Annotated in this window: 16 protein-coding genes and 1 other RNA gene; 10 read left to right on the top strand and 7 right to left on the bottom strand. The window is 67.3% G+C overall.

What is annotated here, in order from left to right; translation table 11 throughout:
- Window positions 1–89: 89 nt before the first annotated feature.
- From E0W60_RS24040 to E0W60_RS24030, 3 genes are read left to right on the top strand one after another with little or no spacing between them, the layout of a single operon-like run.
- Window positions 90–1,628 carry a leucyl aminopeptidase gene (locus E0W60_RS24040; protein WP_133092179.1) on the top strand — a complete coding sequence of 513 codons (1,539 nt, stop codon included), beginning with the start codon at window positions 90–92 and terminating at the stop codon, window positions 1,626–1,628.
- 43 nt (window positions 1,629–1,671) lie between these two features.
- Window positions 1,672–2,106, top strand: coding sequence for a DNA polymerase III subunit chi (locus E0W60_RS24035; protein ID WP_135705848.1), 435 nt, complete (start codon window positions 1,672–1,674; stop codon window positions 2,104–2,106).
- Window positions 2,103–2,591 (top strand): hypothetical protein, encoded by a 489-nt coding sequence (locus tag E0W60_RS24030; protein ID WP_135705846.1) that lies wholly within the window; start codon window positions 2,103–2,105, stop codon window positions 2,589–2,591. The genes E0W60_RS24035 and E0W60_RS24030 overlap by 4 nt, the downstream gene beginning before the upstream one ends.
- Before the next feature lie 100 nt (window positions 2,592–2,691).
- Here E0W60_RS24030 and ilvD read toward each other — a convergent pair whose 3' ends face one another.
- Entirely contained in the window at window positions 2,692–4,365 is a 1,674-nt protein-coding gene (gene ilvD / locus E0W60_RS24025) for a dihydroxy-acid dehydratase (protein WP_133092176.1), read from the bottom strand.
- 150 nt (window positions 4,366–4,515) lie between these two features.
- Between ilvD and E0W60_RS24020 the strand changes: the two genes are divergently transcribed.
- On the top strand, window positions 4,516–5,466 hold the full coding sequence (locus tag E0W60_RS24020; RefSeq protein ID WP_135705844.1) for a LysR family transcriptional regulator: 951 nt from the start codon (window positions 4,516–4,518) through the stop codon (window positions 5,464–5,466).
- A gap of 41 nt (window positions 5,467–5,507) precedes the next feature.
- Complete coding sequence (gene lgt, locus E0W60_RS24015) at window positions 5,508–6,326, top strand: prolipoprotein diacylglyceryl transferase (RefSeq protein WP_135705842.1); 819 nt, start codon at window positions 5,508–5,510, stop codon at window positions 6,324–6,326.
- A 19-nt stretch (window positions 6,327–6,345) separates the two neighbouring features.
- Here lgt and E0W60_RS24010 read toward each other — a convergent pair whose 3' ends face one another.
- Together E0W60_RS24010 and E0W60_RS24005 are read right to left on the bottom strand one after the other, a co-directional pair.
- Window positions 6,346–7,434, bottom strand: coding sequence for a M48 family metallopeptidase (locus E0W60_RS24010; protein WP_135705841.1), 1,089 nt, complete (start codon window positions 7,432–7,434; stop codon window positions 6,346–6,348).
- Window positions 7,435–7,460: 26 nt separating this feature from the next.
- Window positions 7,461–8,549 (bottom strand): YjgN family protein, encoded by a 1,089-nt coding sequence (locus E0W60_RS24005; RefSeq protein ID WP_135705839.1) that lies wholly within the window; start codon window positions 8,547–8,549, stop codon window positions 7,461–7,463.
- A gap of 806 nt (window positions 8,550–9,355) precedes the next feature.
- Here E0W60_RS24005 and E0W60_RS24000 point away from each other — a divergent pair.
- From E0W60_RS24000 to E0W60_RS23980, 5 genes are all read left to right on the top strand, one after another.
- Window positions 9,356–10,063, top strand: coding sequence for a GntR family transcriptional regulator (locus tag E0W60_RS24000; RefSeq protein WP_133092171.1), 708 nt, complete (start codon window positions 9,356–9,358; stop codon window positions 10,061–10,063).
- A 76-nt stretch (window positions 10,064–10,139) separates the two neighbouring features.
- Entirely contained in the window at window positions 10,140–11,639 is a 1,500-nt protein-coding gene (locus E0W60_RS23995; RefSeq protein WP_135705837.1) for a malonyl-CoA decarboxylase domain-containing protein, read from the top strand.
- 150 nt (window positions 11,640–11,789) lie between these two features.
- A complete protein-coding gene (locus tag E0W60_RS23990; RefSeq protein WP_135705835.1) occupies window positions 11,790–12,803 on the top strand; it encodes a Bug family tripartite tricarboxylate transporter substrate binding protein in 1,014 nt (337 codons plus the stop codon).
- Between the two features lie 44 nt (window positions 12,804–12,847).
- On the top strand, window positions 12,848–13,630 hold the full coding sequence (locus E0W60_RS23985) for an enoyl-CoA hydratase/isomerase family protein (RefSeq protein ID WP_133092168.1): 783 nt from the start codon (window positions 12,848–12,850) through the stop codon (window positions 13,628–13,630).
- Between the two features lie 109 nt (window positions 13,631–13,739).
- On the top strand, window positions 13,740–15,293 hold the full coding sequence (locus E0W60_RS23980; RefSeq protein ID WP_135705834.1) for a malonate--CoA ligase: 1,554 nt from the start codon (window positions 13,740–13,742) through the stop codon (window positions 15,291–15,293).
- 65 nt (window positions 15,294–15,358) lie between these two features.
- Here E0W60_RS23980 and E0W60_RS23975 read toward each other — a convergent pair whose 3' ends face one another.
- From E0W60_RS23975 to ssrS, 4 genes are all read right to left on the bottom strand, one after another.
- Window positions 15,359–16,057 carry an SIMPL domain-containing protein gene (locus tag E0W60_RS23975; RefSeq protein ID WP_135705832.1) on the bottom strand — a complete coding sequence of 233 codons (699 nt, stop codon included), beginning with the start codon at window positions 16,055–16,057 and terminating at the stop codon, window positions 15,359–15,361.
- 94 nt (window positions 16,058–16,151) lie between these two features.
- Window positions 16,152–16,976, bottom strand: coding sequence for a sulfite exporter TauE/SafE family protein (locus E0W60_RS23970; protein ID WP_135705830.1), 825 nt, complete (start codon window positions 16,974–16,976; stop codon window positions 16,152–16,154).
- Window positions 16,977–16,993: 17 nt separating this feature from the next.
- Window positions 16,994–17,434 (bottom strand): EVE domain-containing protein, encoded by a 441-nt coding sequence (locus tag E0W60_RS23965; protein WP_133092377.1) that lies wholly within the window; start codon window positions 17,432–17,434, stop codon window positions 16,994–16,996.
- Between the two features lie 141 nt (window positions 17,435–17,575).
- Window positions 17,576–17,793, bottom strand: a non-coding RNA gene (gene ssrS / locus E0W60_RS23960) — 6S RNA.
- Window positions 17,794–18,060: the final 267 nt, after the last annotated feature.

Here is an 18,060-nt window from a genome sequence, read left to right as displayed (position 1 = left end):
CCGGGGCGTATCAGCGGCGGCAGGTCGCGGGGTAAAAATCGCGGATAATGGAGGCTTTCGTGTCTAACGAGCCCCTGGAAGGAAGCGCGATGGAATTTAGCACAAAAGCCCTTGATTTGAGCAAAGCCGGCCAAAATGGTTTCCTGGCGACCAAGACCGACTGCCTCGTGGTCGGCCTGTTCGAGGGCCAGAACCTGGCCGGCGTGGCCAAGGCGCTGGATACGGCCACCAAGGGCTTGGTGGCGCGGCTGGTCAAGCAGGGCGACTTCGAAGGCAAGCGCGGCACCCACCTGATGCTGCACGAAGTGGCCGGCGTCGGCGCCGCGCGCGTGCTGCTGGTGGGCCTGGGCAAGGAAGCCGAGTTCTCGGACAAGGCCTTTGCCGACGCCGTGCGCACCGCGGTGCGTGCCTTGTCGTCCACGCGCGCCACCACCGCGCTGTGGTGCCTGGCGCAGCAGGCGCCGCAGCAGCGCGACGTTTCGTGGGCCATCATCAGCACCATCACGCTGGTGCGCGACGCCGGCTACCGGTTGCTCGAGCGCCACCCCGGCCTGAAGCGCGCCAATGCCAACGGCAAGCCCAACGGCGCCGACAAGTCGTCGCTGCGCAAGGTCGTGATCGCGGTCGACAGCAGCGACGCCCGCGCCGCCACCCAGGCCGCTGTGCGCGGCACCGCCATCGCCAACGGCATGGAAGTGACGCGTGACCTGGGCAACCTGCCGTCCAATATCTGCACCCCGACCTACCTGGCCAATGCCGCGCGCAGCATCGCCAAGCGCCACAAGCTCAAGGCCGAAGTGCTGGGCCGCAAGCAGATCGAGGCGCTCAACATGGGCGCCTTCCTGGCCGTGACCAAGGGCAGCGAGGAGCCGCCGCAGTTCATCGTGCTGCGCTATGACGGCGCCGGTGCCAAGCAGGCGCCGGTGGTGCTGGTGGGCAAGGGCATCACCTTCGACACCGGCGGCATCTCGCTCAAGCCGGGCGAGGGCATGGACGAGATGAAGTACGACATGTGCGGCGCCGCCTCGGTGCTGGGCACCATCCAGGCCGTGGCCGAGATGGGCCTGAAGCTCAACGTCGTGGCCGTGGTGCCGACCTGCGAGAACATGCCCAGCGGCGTCGCCACCAAGCCGGGCGATGTCGTCACCAGCATGTCGGGCCAGACCATCGAGATCCTGAACACCGACGCCGAGGGCCGCCTGATCCTCTGCGACGCGCTGACCTACGTCGAGCGCTTCAAGCCGGCCGCGGTGATCGACGTGGCCACGCTGACCGGCGCCTGCATCATCGCGCTGGGCCACCAGAACAGCGGCCTGTACTCGCGCTCCGACATGCTGGCCGACCAGCTGCTGCAGGCCGGCCGCCATGCCATGGATACCGCCTGGCGCATGCCGCTCGATGACGAGTACCAGGACCAGCTCAAGTCCAACTTCGCCGACATGGCCAATATCGGCGGGCGCCCGGCGGGCAGCGTGACCGCGGCCTGCTTCCTGTCGCGCTTTACCGAGAAGTACGACTGGGCCCACCTGGACATCGCCGGCACCGCCTGGAAGAGCGGTGCGGCCAAGGGCGCCACCGGCCGCCCGGTGCCGCTGCTGACGCAGTTCCTGATGGACCGCGCGGCCTGACGGCTGCAGTCAGCCACCCCGGCAACGCAAGCAGCAAACGCCCATGACGCGCATCGACTTCCACAGCAACGTGCCGGACCTGCTCGGCTATGTCTGCCGGCTGGTCCGCAAGGCCTACGGCGCCGGCCAGAAGGTAGTGATCCACGGCACGCCGGCGCAGCTGGCGGACCTGGATGCGCGCCTGTGGACCTTTTCGGCGCTGGATTTCCTGCCGCATTGCGGGCTTGAACACCCCAATGCGGCGGTCACGCCGATCCTGCTGGCCGCCACCACCGAAGGCGTGCCGCACCACCAGCTGCTGATCAACGTGTCCGACCAGCCGCCGGCGCAATTCGCCAGTTTCGAACGCCTGATTGAAGTGGTGGGGTCCGGCGACGCCGCCCGCGAAGCCGGCCGCCAGCGCTACCGCTTCTACCGCGAACGCGGCTATCCGCTGACGCATCACGATATCGGCCAGCCCAAGGGAGACGCAGCATGAGCGAACGCACCACATCGCGGGTGATTCCGCGGCCGGGGCCCAACGACAGCATTCCGCTGCTGACGGAGGTGGTCGAACTGCCGGATGCGGAATCGGCGGCGCAGCCGCAGGCCGCTACGCAGGAGGGCGTCATCGATACCTTCGGCATGGCCGAATCCGGCATGGTCATGCATGTGGGCGATACTGGCGATAGCGCGGAGCCGCAGGCCGAAGCAGCGGCGCCGCAAGCCCCGGCAGGGGCGACCGATCCCGGCGAGGACGACCTGCGCGCCATGCGCAGCGAGCTGCTGTCGCGCGTGATGCTGCGCTTTCGCACCGAGTGGCCGCAGGTGGTCGAGGCCCATACCGAAGCCACGCTGCAGGCGCGGCTGGCGCCGCTGACGGCGCAGCTCGCCAGCGAGCTGACGCAGTCGCTGGAGGCCCGGCTGGTGGAGTGGCTGGACGCCACGCTGGAGGAGATCGAGCGGACGCCGGGCGGGGATTGAAGCGAGCCATCGCCCCCCTTGGCGCGGCCGGCATGCAAGACGCCTCAGCCAACAAAAAAGCCCGCGGGATTGCGGGCTTTTCTCATCCGGCAAGTGCGCCTCAATCCGTCACTGCACCCTTGCTGGCCGTCGACGCCAGCTTCGAAAACTTCGCCAGCACCCCACGCGTATAGCGCGGCGCCGGCGCCTTCCAGTCGGCACGCCGCTTCGCCAGCTCTTCCTCCGGCACGTTCAGCTGCAGCAGCAGCTTGTGCGCGTCGATGGTGATCGAGTCCCCTTCCTGCACCAGCGCGATCGTGCCGCCCACCGCCGCCTCAGGCGCGACGTGGCCGACCACCATGCCCCAGGTACCACCCGAAAAGCGGCCATCGGTGATAAACCCGACCGACTCGCCCAGTCCCTTGCCGATGATGGCCGAGGTCGGCGCCAGCATTTCCGGCATGCCCGGGCCGCCCTTGGGGCCGAGGTAGCGCAGCACCAGCACGTCGCCGGCGTTGATCTTGTCGGCCAGGATGGCTTCCATCGCGCTCTGCTCGTCCTCGAACACGCGCGCCGGGCCGGTGATGACCGGGTTCTTGAGCCCGGTGATCTTGGCGACGGCGCCTTCCTCGGCCAGGTTGCCCTTCAGGATGGCAAGGTGGCCTTCCTTGTAGAGCGCTTTTTCGATCGGCAGGATCACATCCTGGTCGGCACGCGGGGTGTCTGGCACGTGTTCGAGTTCTTCGGCCAGCGTGCGGCCGGTAATGGTCAGGCAGTCGCCATGCAGCAGGCCGGCCTTGAGCAGGATCTTCATGACCTGCGGGATGCCGCCCGCCTTGTGCAGGTCGGTGGCCACGTATTGCCCCGAAGGCTTCAGGTTGCAGATCACCGGCACCTTGCGGCGGATGCGCTCGAAGTCCTCGATGGTCCATTCGACTTCCGCCGAATGCGCGATGGCGAGGTAGTGCAGCACCGCGTTGGTCGAGCCTCCGGTGGCCATGATCAGCGCCACGGCATTCTCGATCGACTGGCGCGTGATGATGTCACGCGGCTTGATGTCCTTCTTGATCGCCTCGACCAGCACGCGCGCAGATTCCGCCGCGCTGTCGACCTTCTCCTGGTCCGGGTTGGCCATGGTCGACGAGTACAGCAGCGACATGCCCAGCGCCTCGAACGACGAACTCATCGTGTTTGCGGTGTACATGCCGCCGCACGAGCCGGTAGACGGGCAGGCGTGCTGTTCGACGCCCTCGAAGTCTTCCTGGCTCATGCGGCCGGCGGTGAATTCGCCTACGGCTTCGAACGACGACACGATGGTCAGGTCCTTGCCCTTCCAGTTGCCCGGCTTGATGGTGCCGCCATAGACATAGATGCCCGGCACGTTGGTGCGTGCCAGCGCGATCATGCCGCCGGGCATGTTCTTGTCGCAGCCGCCGATCACGACCACGCCGTCCATCCACTGGCCCTGCGCCGCGGTCTCGATGCAGTCGGCGATGACCTCGCGCGAGATCAGGGAGTACTTCATCCCCTCGGTGCCCATCGACATGCCGTCCGAGATGGTCGGCGTGCCGAACACCTGCGGGTTGGCGCCGGACGCCTTGACCGCGTCGATCGCCGCGTCGGCCAGGCGCTGCAGGCCGGCATTGCACGGCGTGATCGTCGAGTGACCGTTGGCGATGCCCACCATCGGCTTGTCGAAGTCTTCCTTCTTGTAGCCGAGGGCGTAGTACATCGAGCGGTTGGGGGAACGCGCCACGCCTTGGGTGATGTTCTGCGAGCGTTTGTTGAATGCCATGGTGGGTCTCCGGGGGATGTCCGGCGCCGCGGAGTTGTGCGCTGTCACGCGGGCAGCCGATGTTGTGCCGGAAAGCATGCCCCTTGCATTTTGGAGTGTCAAATATATTATTTTCCCTCTATTGAGTCGAAAAAAATATCAGGAGGCGTCTTGGACCTGCGTCAGCTGCGTTACTTCGTCACCGTGGCGGAAGAGCTGCATTTCGGCCGGGCCGCGCAACGGCTATCGATGACACAGCCGCCGCTGTCGCAGCAGATCCAGGCGCTGGAGGAGGAACTTGGCGTGCCGCTGTTCGTGCGCACGCGGCGCTCCGTGGCGCTGACACCGGCCGGCGCGCAGTGGCTGCCCGAGGTGCGGCGGGTGCTGGCCGATGCCGCGGCCCTGCCCGGGCTGGCGCAGCGGCTGGCGCGGGGCGAGCTGGGTTCGCTGTCGCTGGCCTTCGTCAGCACCGCCGACTACGGCATCCTGCCTGACCTGCTGCGGCGGTTCCGGGCGCGTCATCCGGAGGTGCAACTGCAGTTGCGCGAGGCCACCAGCGACGTCCAGCTCGAAGCGCTGCTGGAAGGCGCGATCGACGCGGGCCTGGTGATCCGGCCACAGCTGCCTGCGATGCCGCCCGGACTGGCCTACCTGCCGCTGGTCAGCGAACCGCTGGTGCTGGCAGTCGCCGACGGCTGGCGGCCGGCAGGCGGGCTCGCGCAGGACGGCAAGGTATCGCTGCGCGAGGCAGCATCCGAACCGCTGATCATCTTCCCGCGCCGAAGCGCGCCGGCGTTTTATGACATCATTACGGGCTACTATGCGCGCGAGGGCCTGGTGCCGGCGATCGCGCAGGAAGCCATCCAGATGCAGACCATTGTCAGCCTGGTGTCGGCTGGCATGGGCGTGGCGCTGGTGCCGGCATCGCTGTGCAACCTCCGGCGCACCGGCGTGTCGTACCTGGCGCTGCGCGAGTCCGGCCCGCAGATCGAGACCGGGCTGGCCTGGCGCGACGGCGGCAGCGCCGGCGTCGCGCCGGTGCTGCGGTCGTTCATCGAGATTGCCGGCGCACTGGACACCGAGGCCACCGAGGCCACCTTAGCCGCCGCGGCGCCGCGCTGAGCGCGCGGCCGGCCCATACCGATAACTTCATTCACGCCAACATGCTGATCCATCCCCAGTTCGACCCGGTTGCCATCCACCTGGGCCCGCTTGCCATCCGCTGGTACGGGCTGATGTACCTGGCCGGGTTCATCATGTTCCTGTGGTTCGGCCGCCTGCGCATCCGCCAGCCGCACATGGCGGCCAAGGGCTGGACCACGCGCGACCTCGACGACATGCTGTTCTTCGGCGTGCTGGGCGTGATCCTGGGCGGGCGGCTGGGCTATGTGCTGTTCTACAAGCCGACGTACTACCTGTCGCACCCGATGGAAATCTTCAAGGTGTGGGAGGGCGGCATGGCCTTCCACGGCGGCTTTCTCGGCGTGATCGTGGCCATGTGGCTGTTCGGCAGGCTGCGCCGCCGCCACTGGATGGAGGTGACCGACTTCATCGCACCGATGATCCCGTGCGGGCTGGCCGCCGGCCGCATCGGCAATTTCATCAACGGCGAGCTGTGGGGCCGCGCGACCGACCTGCCCTGGGGCATGATCTTCCCGCAGGCGGGCGACAACATCCCGCGCCATCCGTCGCAGCTGTACCAGTTCGCCGGCGAAGGCGTGGCGCTGTTCATCATCCTGTGGCTGTTCGCGCGCAAGCCGCGGCCGATGGGCGCGGTCTCGGGCGTGTTCCTGATCGGCTATGGCGCGTTCCGCTTTGCCGCCGAATTCGCGCGCGAGCCGGACAGCTTCCTGGGCCTGCTGGCGCTGAAGATGTCGATGGGGCAGTGGCTGAGCCTGCCGATGATCCTGGCCGGCATCGCGATGGTGATCTGGGCCTACCGGCGCCAGCCGGGCGCGGGCGCGCCGCAGCCGGCGGCCTGAGCCAAGGCGCCGCGGGCGGTTACTTTCCGGCGCGGCGCAGTGCGTCGATGCGCGCCTGCGTATGCGGGTGCGTCGACAGGAAGTCCTGGCCGCGCTCCGGTGCGGTCTCCGGTGCCGACGATGCCGACGATGCCGACGATGCCGACGATGCCGACGATGCCGACGATGCCGACGATGGCGCGCCGGCGCCCGCACGATGTTCCAGCTTGACCAGCACATCGGCTAGCGCCGCGGGCGGCAGGCCATTGCGCTGCATGACCTCGATGGCAAAGTCGTCGGCCTCGCGCTCGTGGTCGCGCGAGTAGCGCAGCGTCAGCATGGCGGCCGGCACGCCCGCCAGTACGGTCGAGATATCGCCGAACAGGTAGGCCGACAGCGCACCCAGCGCCGAGGCCTGGATGACCTGCTGCAGGCCGTGGCGGCGCGCCACGTGGCCGGCTTCGTGCGCCAGCACCCCCATCATTCCGGCGCCGGTGCCGGCCAGGCCGACCAGTTCGTCGGTGACTACGATGGTGCCGCCGGGCAGCGCCAGGGCATTGGCGCCGATTTCACCGCCCTGGCGGAACAGGATCTGGTAGTCGTGCCCCGCGTCGGGCGGCCGCCTGAGCGCGGCAAAGCCCTGGCGGATGCGTTCCTGCTCGGCCTGCGGCAGCTGCGTCGGCTTGACCACGCCGTTGTCCAGGCTCGCCAGCGTCAGCCTGCCCAGATGGGCCTCCACTTCCGCCGGCACCGTGCGCGCCATCACGCCCGCGCCCCACGGCAGCAGCACGTAGTAGCCCAGCACCAGCACCGCCACCAGCGCCGCCACCGCCATCCCCGCCAGGCGCCAGCTGTTCTGCGCGCGAGACACCAGCCCTTCGCGATGGCCGGTGGCGGCCAGCATGTGGTCGAAGGCGGCGTGGTCGTTGATTTCGCAGAAGGCGCCGTCGGCGAACGTGACCAGCCGCGGCGCGCGCCGTACGCGTTCGGATACGCGCACATCGGACAGCGCCGCGCGGCGCAGTTCGGCGCCGCTGTCGTCGCGCAGCACCGCCTGCTGCGCTTCCACGGCCAGGGTTGCCGGATGCGCACGCGAGGTGCGGCCATCGAAGAAGGTGACTGGGATCATGGTGCTGACGCTACCGGGCGCTGCAGTCAGAGCGCGATGTCGATGTCGTACCAGTCTACTGCTGCATCGCCGAGCGCACCGACCTGCTGCACCTCGCCGGCGACAAAGCTGTCGAGCGGGCCGGCGGCCAGCATGGTCACGCTTTCGACCCGGTAACGCGTAGCGCGCACCCGCGCGAAAGGCAGGTACAGGCCCAGCGTGAGCGCGATGGCGATCAGGTTGGTGACGAAGATAAAGATCATGCGGCCCGCGCCGACCTGGCAGCGGAACGCGTGCTGGGCGAGCGTGGTGTGGCTCCATACGACGTTCTGCAGGCGCGCCATCAGGTAGGGGCTGACCGCCAGCAGGCCCAGGTAGAAACCGGCAATCGCGAAGCCGAGGATCGCCGCGGCGGCGAGGCCCTTGGTCCCCGGTGCCACCACCGCGCCCAGGACAAAGCTGAGCACGATGCCGGCGACAGCCGTTGCCAGCACCACGCCGAACGCCCGCAGGTAGACGCCGTAGAACTCGCCGGCGCCGGCGGCAAAGCCGAATGGCGCCGTGCCGAAGCGCGTGTTGCGGTGCTGGTACTGCTTGAAACGCTGGTGCGCCAGCGGGCCGAGCAGCCCCAGCGTGAACACCGCCGCCAGCGGCCACAGCACGAATACCTTGTAGGCCTCGGCATCCCCGCCGGTAAAGGCAAAGCGCAGGCCGCGGTAGCTGGAATTGGCCATGCGGAAGCGCAGCGAGCGCACCAGCAGCAGCGGGAACACCGCCAGCAGCGCCACCAGCATCGCCAGCGCGAGGAAGGGCGATACGTTCGAGGCCAGCTGGAACGCAAGGGCGAGGCCGAACACGATGGCGCGGCCCTTCAGGATCGCCGAGGGCTTGCCGTGGTAATCGAAGCTGGCCCCGTCGAGCCGGGTATTGCGATAGAAGTACTGCAGCGTGCGCACCTTGGCCCATGCGGAATAGATGCCGAAGGTGACGATGGTCAGCAGTACATTAACAATCCAGATACGGAAATATTCCGATCCGGACCCGGTGAAAGACAGGCGCAGAGGTTGCGGTGACGCCGGCTCCGTGTCAAAGGCCGCGGACGAAGAGAACGTGAAATCGCTGCTGCCGGCGTGCATGAGGGAAGCTCCCGGGAAAATGGAAATGCGGATTGGCCAATGGAACGCGGCCAAAGACCCTGCGCGCTTGTATCAGATATGCAACCATTTGAAATCAGGCCATTGCGATGCGCGCGGCACATTCTCGCATCGATAAATTAAGACCGCGGCACATTTTGCATATGCAATTGCCGACAGTCGGGTTTGCCTGGTTGGCGCCATGGGAAAACCCTCGTAACAATCGAGAAACATCCTGTTACACTGATTGTAATCTGTAACAAGTTTCGGATGCGTGCCATCAATAAATTCAAGGACTTAGATCCACTGGCACGGTAATCGCTAACGATGCTGTTACAAGATGAGCGGCAAGCCACAGTCGCCACGGAAGCGTTCAGGGAGGGTCCACACGGACCACTGGGGGCGGATGCTTCACGCCACAGAACAGGGGCAACGGGAAAATCCGCGCGCAAGCGCGTTTCGAGGGGGGCGCCGGGCCAGCGCCAGGTTTGAATGATGACCCACGCAGCGGATACGAACCTATTCGCAGGCGATGCAAGCAGTTCAGTAGTCCTTTCAGGCGCGGGCGTTTCTTTGCAGGGAGGCATGGAAACGCCCGCCGCACCTCCTTCTCGCCACGCCGGCGCCATTCACGCGCTTTCTTGCGCGCTTCCTCGCACGCTTTCTCCGACGCCTGATTCCGTATTGATCCCGTATTCTGCAGTGCAACATCGAAACCGCTTGTATCGTTGCCGCCCTAATCCATAATTATGAATTATGGCGACCGGGACGCATGGTTCCGGCCACGGATTCCTCAACCGGGGGTGGCAATGCGCATCGTCCAGCAGGCGCTGTACCTCGAAGTCGCAGACCGGCTGCGCGCAATGATCGATGCCCATACGCTGACCCCCGGCGCCTGGATCGATGAAAGCGCGATGGCCGAGTCGCTCGGCATCTCGCGCACGCCGCTGCGCGAAGCGCTGAAGGTGCTGGCTGCCGAAGGGCTGGTCCGGCTCGAGCCGCGCCGCGGTTGCTTTGTCAATAAATTGTCCGAGCAGGACCTGGACGAGATCTTCCCGCTGATGGCGCTGCTCGAAGGCCGCTGCGCCTACGAGGCCGCGCGCAACGCCACGCGGGCCGACCTGGACGCGCTTGACGGCCTGCACGCCGACCTGGCCCGCTATGCGCAGGCTGGCGATATCGATGCCTATTACGAAACCAACGCGCAGATCCATGAGGCGATCCAGCGCCTGGCCGGCAACCGCTGGCTGTCGGGGCTGATCAGCGACCTGCGCAAGGTGCTGCGGTTGTCGCGCCACAAGAGCCTGAAGTTGCCCGGCCGCATCCACGAGTCCTGCGCCGAGCATCTGTCGGTGTTCGCCGCGCTCAAGGCGCGCGACCCTGAAGGCGCCGAGGCGATGATGAAGACCCATCTGCTGCGCCAGCGCGCGGCCCTGCAGGCGCTCGACCATGCCGCCGGCGCGGCCCAGCCGACCCGGGCGCCGCCGCCACTGCGCGTGGCCGGCGGCGACGACTAGCCGCCCGCGCCCCACGCTTTACGCCGCAGCATGGCAAGTCCTTTACGTTCCGATCGATGCACAAGGCAGGTACCGCATGAACTCCTTCGACACGGGTGACCGGAAAATCAGCGCGCCGCTGGGCGAGAGCGAGCCGGCCGGCAGTAATTTCCTGTCGCGGCTGGGCCGCTGGTGGGGCCGCAAGGGCGAGGCCGAGGCCGCGACCAAGGCAGCCAACGGCGTGGCGCACGCCGACGGCGAGGTGCCGTTGCCAACGCGCGTGGCGCGGCGACAGCGCGAGCAGTTGCGGCTGTGCTTCGATGCCCGCCTGACCGACGGTGCCGCCAATGCCGCTGCGCAGGCGTGGCAGGCCGAGTACGAGGCCGCGGGCGAGGCCACCCGGCGCGCCATGCTGGAGTTGCTTGCGGAGGTCGCCGGCAGCAGCGGCGAAAAGGCCGCCGACGCCAAGGGCGAGGGCAAGGGTGACACAAAGGGTGAAGCCAGGGGTGACACAAAGCCCGACGGCAAGGCAGGCCATTCCGGACTGACCCACGCCCTGTCCAGCGCCCGCATCCGCTTCTTCAAGCGTTTGGCCGCGCTCCACGGCCAGCGCGGCAGCAGCGCCTGCGGGCTGCACTTCCTGATCCAGCTGCGCGCCGACATGCTGCGCTGGCAGCGCCGGGTGCCGGGGCTGCGCGTGCTCGACGACGACCTCGAGGCGCTGTTCTCCAACTGGTTCGACGTGGGCCTGCTGGAACTGCAGCCGATCACCTGGGACTCGCCCGCCTCGCTGCTGGAAAAGCTGATCCGTTATGAGGCCGTACACGAGATCGCCTCGTGGACCGACCTGCGCAACCGGCTCGACTCCGATCGCCGCTGCTACGCCTTCTTCCATCCGCGCATCCCGCGCGAGCCGCTGATCTTCGTCGAGGTCGCGTTCGTCCCCGAGATGGCCGCCAATGTCCAGACATTGCTCGACGAGGCCGCCCCGCTGGAAGACCTGCGCCGCGTAAAGTGGGCCATCTTCTACTCGATCAGCAACACGCAGGCCGGCCTGCGCGGCGTCAGCTTCGGCAATTTCCTGCTCAAGCGCGTGATCGAGGAACTGCAGCGCGAATTTCCCAAGGTCAAGCAGTTCGCCACGCTGTCGCCGATTCCCGGGTTTGCCGACTGGCTGCGCAAGCAGGACGCCGAGGCGATCTCTCGCGCGCTCGGCGACAAGCGCCTGGCGCGCTGGCGCGAGCGCCACGGCGAGGCGCCGGCCGACGGGGCAGGGTGGCTGGCGGCGCTGTCGCCCGAAGCGCCCGCCGATGCCGACCCGCTGACGCGCGATACCGCGATGGCGCTGGCCGCGCATTACCTGGTGCGCGAGCGCCACCAGGCGCTGCCGGCGGACCCGGTGGCACGCTTCCATCTCGGCAACGGCGCCTGTGTCGAGCGGCTCAACTGGGCCGCCGACCTGTCGCGCAAAGGCCGAAGCCAGAGCTGCGGCATGATGGTGAATTACCTTTACGTGCCCGAGGCGCTGGATGACAATCTGGCACGCCTGGGTGCAGGCAACCCGCGCATCGGCCGTAGCGTCGGGAAGCTGCTGTGACCCTGGTGCGGTCACGGGGATGGCCCAGCACAGCGCGGCGCCGTGCGCCGCGTTTCCTTGTCGGGACCTTGCAGTAGAGCCGTGCCACAGCGCCTGCGCGTGGCAATTCAGATCGACTTTCCGCAGAAAAGAGAGAGAGGAGACAGCAACATGAATCGTCGTCAGTTCAGCCTGGCCGCCTGCGCGCGCGCAGCGGGCATGGCACTTGGCGTGGCCGGCATCGGCGCCGCCACGCTGTTCGCGGCACCCGCCGCCCATGCCGATGCCTGGCCGTCCAAGCCCGTCACCGTGATCGTGCCGTTCCCGGCCGGCGGCGGCACCGATGCCTTTGCGCGCCCGCTGACCGCGCAGCTGTCCAAGCAGCTGGGCAAGCAGTTCGTGATCGACAACCGCGGCGGCGCGGGCGGCACGGTCGGGGCCAGCATCGCGGCCAAGGCCGCGCCGGACGGCTACACCGTGTTCATCGGCGGTGCGCACCATGCGATCGCGCCGTCGTTCTACAAGAAGCTGGACTACGACATCGAGAAGGATTTCATCCCGGTGACGGTGATCGCCCAGCCGCCGCAGGTGATAGTGGTCAATCCCAACCGCGTCAAGGCCAATACGCTGCAGGAGCTGATTGCCTACGCCAAGGCCAATCCCGGCAAGCTCAACTACGGCTCGGCCGGCAACGGTTCGGCCCACCACCTGGCGGGCGAGCTGTTCAAGATCCAGACCAAGACCTTCATCACCCATATCCCGTACAAGGGCGCCGGCCCCGCATTGTCCGACCTGATCGCGGGCCAGGTCGACCTGATGTTCGACGGCCTGGGCTCGTCGGCGCAGCATATCCGTGCCGGCCGCATCAAGGCGCTGGCGGTGGCATCGAGCAAGCGCTCGGCGGCCTTCCCCAATGTGCCGACCGCGGCCGAGGCCGGGGTGCCTAACTACGAGGTCTCGACCTGGTATGCGATGTGGGTGCCCAAGGGTACGCCCAAGGACATCGTCGACCGCCTGTACGCCGAGACCGAGAAGGCGCTGAACACGCCGGAAATGAAGCAGGTCTGGCTCAACAACGGCTCCGAGACACCGGTCTTCACGCAGGAGCAGTTCGCGCAGTTCCAGCGTGCCGAGATCCGCCGCTGGGCGCAGGTGGTGCAGCAGTCCGGCGCCAAGATGGATTGACGCGTCATCATGTCGAAGTCCGATCCATGCAACGGAGCGGGGCGATGAGCGGTACCGTCGTCTTTGCCTCCCAGGGCACCACTGCCACCGTCACGCTGTCGCACGCCGGCAAGCTCAACGCCATCTCCGCGCAGATGTGGCGCGAGCTGGCGGCAGGCTTCACCCGCCTGGCGGCCGACTCCGCGCTGCGCTGCGTGGTGGTGCGCGGCGCCGACGGCAACTTTGCCGCCGGCGCCGACATCGCCGAGTTTCCCGCCGAACGCGGCGACGAGGCTGCGGTGCGGCACTACCACATGGCCACCATCGCGCCGGCGCTGGCCGCCGTGGCGCAATGCCCGCACCCGACCGTGGCGAAGATCGAGGGCGTATGCGTAGGCGGCGGCCTGGAGATCGCATGCCATTGCGACCTGCGCATCGCCGCCTCGGACAGCCGCTTCGGGGTGCCGATCAACCGGCTCGGCTTCCCGATGGCGCCGGGCGAGCTGCAAGGCCTGCTGGCGCTGGCGGGGCGCGCCGCAACGCTCGAGATCCTGCTGGAAGGCCGTGTCTTCGACGCCGCCGAGGCGCATGCCAAGGGCCTGTTGACGCGCGTGGTGGAGCCAGGCGCGCTGGCCGCCGAAGTCGATGCCGCGGTGCGCCGCATTGCCGCCGGCGCACCCGCCGCGGCGCGCATCAACAAGGCCACCATCCACCGCCTGGCGCCGATGCCGGCGCCGCTGTCGCCGGCCGAGCTCGACGCGCACTTCGCCTATGCGGAAGGCGCCGACCATGCCGAGGGCGTGGCCGCCTTCCTGGCGCGCCGGCCGCCGCAGTTCCGGGGAGAGTAGTCCGGCAAATCTGCCAGAATGCGGGATTGCCATGCCCGCACCATCTGGCATCGGGGGCCATGCCCCTGCGTGACCCATACCGTTCCAAGCCTTTCGTTCGATCCACACCATGAACGCCAACCTGTTCGCCCTGTTCGAAACCCGCTTTCCCGCGGACCGCACCGCCTGCTGCATCGAGACCCACGACGGCCTGTACTACAGCTGGGACGACCTCGACCGCGCCACCGCCAAGCTGGCCAACCTGCTGGGCTCGCTGAACCTGCCCGAAGGCGCGCGCGTGGCCGTGCAGGTCGAGAAGTCGCCCGAGGCGCTGTTCCTGTATCTGGCCACGCTGCGCGCGGGCTACGTCTACCTGCCGCTGAATACCGCTTACCAGGAGGCGGAGATCGACTATTTCGTCGGCAACGCCGAGCCGTCGGTGGTGGTGTGCAGCAGCAAGAATTTCGCCTGGGTGTCCAAGGTGGCTTTCCGCCACGGCGTCAACCACGTCTTTACGCTGGACGATGACCGCAGCGGCTCGCTGCTGGCACGTGCGGCCGGCAAGGACGACACCTTTGCCACCGTCGCGCGCGCGGACGACGACCTCGCCGCCATCCTCTACACCTCGGGCACCACCGGCCGCAGCAAGGGCGCGATGCTGACGCACCGCAACCTCGCCTCCAACGCGCAGACGCTGCACGAATACTGGGGCTGGCGCAGCGACGACGTGCTGCTGCACATGCTGCCGATCTTCCACGTGCACGGCCTGTTCGTGGCCTCGCACGGCGCGCTGCTGGCCGGCGCCAAGATGATCTGGGCGCCCCGGCTCGACATGGCGCAGGTGCTGAAATTCCTGCCGCGCTCGACCGTGATGATGGGCGTGCCGACCTACTACGTGCGCATGCTGCAGGAGCCGCGCTTCGACGACGACACCTGCCGCCGCATGCGGCTGTTCGTGTCGGGCTCGGCGCCGCTGCTGCTGGAAACCTTCGACGCCTTCCGCGAGCGCACCGGCCATACCATCCTGGAGCGCTACGGCATGAGCGAGACGGTGATGCTGGTGTCCAACCCGTATGACTCCGCGCTGGGCGAACGCATCGGCGGCACCGTCGGGATGCCGCTGCCGGGCGTGTCGGTGCGCGTGGTCGATGGCGATGGCAATCCTTGCGCGCCGGGCGAGATCGGCAATGTCGAGGTCAAGGGCCCGAACGTATTCCATGGCTACTGGCGCATGCCGGAGAAGACCAGGGAAGAGTTCACCGGGGACGGCTGGTTCAAGACCGGCGACGTCGGCCGCTTTGGCGGCGCCATTGTCAGCCAGGCTGGCGAGCGCCAGGTGCCGGACAGCTACCTGACCATTGTCGGCCGCAGCAAGGACCTGATCATCTCGGGCGGCTACAACGTCTACCCGAAGGAAATCGAAAGCTTTATCGACGAGATGCCGGGCGTGGCCGAGAGCGCGGTGATCGGCGTGCCGCACTCGGACTTCGGCGAGGCAGTGGTGGCGGTGGTGGTGACGAAGCCAGGCGCGGAGATCGATGAGTCGGCGATGATCGGCACGCTGAAGGGACGCATCGCCAATTTCAAGGTGCCCAAGCGCGTGCACGTGGTGGACGAACTGCCGCGCAATACGATGGGGAAGGTGCAGAAGAACGTGTTGCGGCAGCAGTTTGCAACGCTCTGACGTTCCAGGGCATGCTGCCTCTCCCGCTTGCGGGAGAGGCAGCATGCAAGCGGTGGCTCACCGGCTTACTTCAGCATCTGCACCGACCCGTTCACCGATACCGTCACCTGCGTCTTGCCGCCTTCCACCGGCACCGGCACCGCGGCATCGGCCATCATCGCCTTGGCTGCGCCATACATGCGCGGCATCGGCGGCACCACGCCGCTTTCGCTCACGTTGACCTCCCGGATGGTATAGCTGTTGTAGCCGAACAGCTTGGTGCTCGACTGCGCCTTGTTGCGGAACGTTGCCACCGCCTGTTCGGCCAGCCTGGCCTCGGCCGCTTCGCGCGCTTCGCGCGACAGCGAGAAGGCGATGTTCTGCACCTGCATCTGGCTGGCCAGCTCGCCTGCCAGCTTCGATACCGCCGGGAAATCGCGCGACTTCAGGATGACCTCGGAGCGCCCGCGCCACGTGCTGATGCGGCCGTTGCGGTCGGTGCTCGGGTGGATGGTGAAGCCGCCCGATTCCGCGGTCACGCCCTGCGTGCGCTTTGCCTGTGCCAGCACGGCCTGGGTGCGCGTGGACAGCGCCGTCGAGATCGCCGTGGGCTCCGCGCCTTCCTGTTCGGCGGCCAGCGTCAGTTGCACGATGTCGGTCGGCACTTCGCTCATTGCCTGTGCTGACAGCGACAGCACGCCGGACGGCGTCTCGGCCGGCCCGCCATGCGCCGAAGCGACGATGGCGGTGGTGCCCAGCAGGGTGGCGGCAAGCCATTGTTTCATCTTGTTCTCCCGAAAAAACGTAGTGGCTGTCAGACGGAACCGGCGCCTGAAACGTTCCGCGAGATTGCAAACGAATGTTGCGGACCCGGTGCCCTCAGAACGCCTGCCAGGCCTTCCACAGCATGTAGGACGCCAGGCACAGCAGCAGCACCGCAAAGGCCTTGCGCAGCTGCCCGACATCCATCTGGTGCGCGGTGCGCGCCCCCAGCGGCGCGGTCAGCATGCTGGCCGCGACAATGACGAGCATCGCCGGCAGGTAGATGTAGCCGATCGATCCCGGCGGCAGTCCCGGCATCTGCCAGCCGCTCCAGACATAGCCCGCCACGCTGGCGGCAGCGATCGGGAAGCCCAGTGCGGCCGACGTCGCCACCGCGTTGTGGATCGGCACGTTGCACCAGGTCATGAACGGTACCGAGACAAAGGCGCCGCCCGCGCCGACCAGGCTCGACAGGAACCCGATCACGCCGCCCGTGCCCAGCATGCCCGCCGCGCCCGGCAGTTGCCGGCTCGGGGCGGGTCGGCGGCTGCGCAGCATCTGCAGCGCGGAAAACCCGACAAACACGGCAAAGGCAAGCGACAGCCAGCTGGTCTTGAGCGCGGCAAAGACCTTGCCGCCCCCGATCATGCCGCCGAGCACGATGCCCGGTGCCAGCGCCAGCACCACCGGCCAGCGCACCGCGCCGCGCTTGTGGTGCGCGCGCACCGACGACAGCGACGTGAACAGGATGGTGCCCATCGAGGTGGCGATCGCCATATGGACAATGGCTTCCGTGGGAAAGCCCAGCGCGCTGAACAGCAGCGTCAGGAACGGCACCATCATCATGCCGCCGCCGACGCCGAGCAGCCCGGCGCAGAAGCCGGTAAAGGCGCCAAGGGCCAGCAGCGCAGGGACCAGCACCGGCAGGGTAGCAAGCTGCATGGGTCAGCGCGCCGGTGTCAGCGCATCAGCTTGCCGGTAATGAAGCGCCATTCCGCCGGCGTGACCGGCGTGATCGAGAGCCGGTTGCCACGGCGCAGCACCACCATGTCGGCCAGTTCTTCATGCTCGCGCAGCGCGGCCAGCGAAATCAGCTCGCTCTTGCGCTCGAAGCGCACGTCGACCAGCAGCCAGCGCGGCGTATCGGGCGTCGACGCGGCGTCGTAGTACGGGCTCTTGGCATCGAACTGGGTCGGGTCGGGGTAGGGCGTGGAGCAGACCTCGGCCAGGCCGGCAATGCCGGGCTCGGGACACGACGAGTGGTAGAACAGCACGCCGTCGCCGATCTGCATGGTGTCGCGCATGAAGTTGCGCGCCTGGTAGTTGCGCACGCCGGTCCACGGCAGCGTCCCCTCGCGGGCGAGGTCGTCGATGCTGGCCTCGTCCGGTTCCGATTTCATCAGCCAATACTGGCGGGCGCGTTTGTTCGGGGTCGGGCTCACGGCGCGGTTCGAGGATGAAGGAGTCGGAGTGCGCGGGCGAGGCCCGCGCGCGTGCGCAAAGAAAAAAGGCGATGGTTCAGAAAACCACCGCCTTTTTAGGGGGTCCCCGCCTCGGCCGCTGGGTCGGCATCCTGAACCCAAGTGAGGTTCAGAGTGGCTGCGGAAGTCGCATTTCGGGTACATCATCCACTCAGGGAGTCCAAGCCAGGCCCGGACTATGAATGCGACGACGCGCTCGCCCACGCGACATGATCCCGCACCATGCAATGCATATCGGTTCAAGGAGTTTATGACCCTCACGAACCAGGCAGGGAAACTGTCAAACGTCTGACGCTACAACCGCTTCGACCGGCCGGGTAGGTGACCTGCCTGCGGGATGTCAGACGTTTGCCGTTTCTAACTAGGATGGGATGAAAACGGCGGCCGGGCGCGATAACCTGGCCAGTCAGCTGCACTTTTGTGGTGCCTCGTGCAGTCTGGCTACACTATACACCGCGTCGCAGGCCTTACCAAGTCCACACGCGCGTATCGTTACATTTTGCGCGACAGCGCGGCATCCGCTGCACATCCCTCCATTTTCACGG

This window comes from Cupriavidus oxalaticus (assembly GCF_004768545.1).
Lineage (GTDB): Bacteria > Pseudomonadota > Gammaproteobacteria > Burkholderiales > Burkholderiaceae > Cupriavidus > Cupriavidus oxalaticus_A.
Note: the sequence above shows the minus strand (reverse complement) of the source record. Positions and strands in the feature narration are given on the sequence as shown.

Excerpts from the sequence above, each read along its gene's own strand:
- E0W60_RS24040 (WP_133092179.1), top strand. The coding sequence starts at position 90 with ATGGAATTTAGCACAAAAGCCCTTGATTTGAGCAAAGCCGGCCAAAAT.
- E0W60_RS24035 (WP_135705848.1), top strand. The coding sequence starts at position 1,672 with ATGACGCGCATCGACTTCCACAGCAACGTGCCGGACCTGCTCGGCTAT.
- E0W60_RS24030 (WP_135705846.1), top strand. The coding sequence starts at position 2,103 with ATGAGCGAACGCACCACATCGCGGGTGATTCCGCGGCCGGGGCCCAAC.
- ilvD (WP_133092176.1), bottom strand. The coding sequence starts at position 4,365 with ATGGCATTCAACAAACGCTCGCAGAACATCACCCAAGGCGTGGCGCGT.
- lgt (WP_135705842.1), top strand. The coding sequence starts at position 5,508 with ATGCTGATCCATCCCCAGTTCGACCCGGTTGCCATCCACCTGGGCCCG.
- E0W60_RS24010 (WP_135705841.1), bottom strand. The coding sequence starts at position 7,434 with ATGATCCCAGTCACCTTCTTCGATGGCCGCACCTCGCGTGCGCATCCG.
- E0W60_RS24005 (WP_135705839.1), bottom strand. The coding sequence starts at position 8,549 with ATGCACGCCGGCAGCAGCGATTTCACGTTCTCTTCGTCCGCGGCCTTT.
- E0W60_RS24000 (WP_133092171.1), top strand. The coding sequence starts at position 9,356 with ATGCGCATCGTCCAGCAGGCGCTGTACCTCGAAGTCGCAGACCGGCTG.
- E0W60_RS23995 (WP_135705837.1), top strand. The coding sequence starts at position 10,140 with ATGAACTCCTTCGACACGGGTGACCGGAAAATCAGCGCGCCGCTGGGC.
- E0W60_RS23990 (WP_135705835.1), top strand. The coding sequence starts at position 11,790 with ATGAATCGTCGTCAGTTCAGCCTGGCCGCCTGCGCGCGCGCAGCGGGC.
- E0W60_RS23985 (WP_133092168.1), top strand. The coding sequence starts at position 12,848 with ATGAGCGGTACCGTCGTCTTTGCCTCCCAGGGCACCACTGCCACCGTC.
- E0W60_RS23980 (WP_135705834.1), top strand. The coding sequence starts at position 13,740 with ATGAACGCCAACCTGTTCGCCCTGTTCGAAACCCGCTTTCCCGCGGAC.
- E0W60_RS23975 (WP_135705832.1), bottom strand. The coding sequence starts at position 16,057 with ATGAAACAATGGCTTGCCGCCACCCTGCTGGGCACCACCGCCATCGTC.
- E0W60_RS23970 (WP_135705830.1), bottom strand. The coding sequence starts at position 16,976 with ATGCAGCTTGCTACCCTGCCGGTGCTGGTCCCTGCGCTGCTGGCCCTT.
- E0W60_RS23965 (WP_133092377.1), bottom strand. The coding sequence starts at position 17,434 with ATGAAATCGGAACCGGACGAGGCCAGCATCGACGACCTCGCCCGCGAG.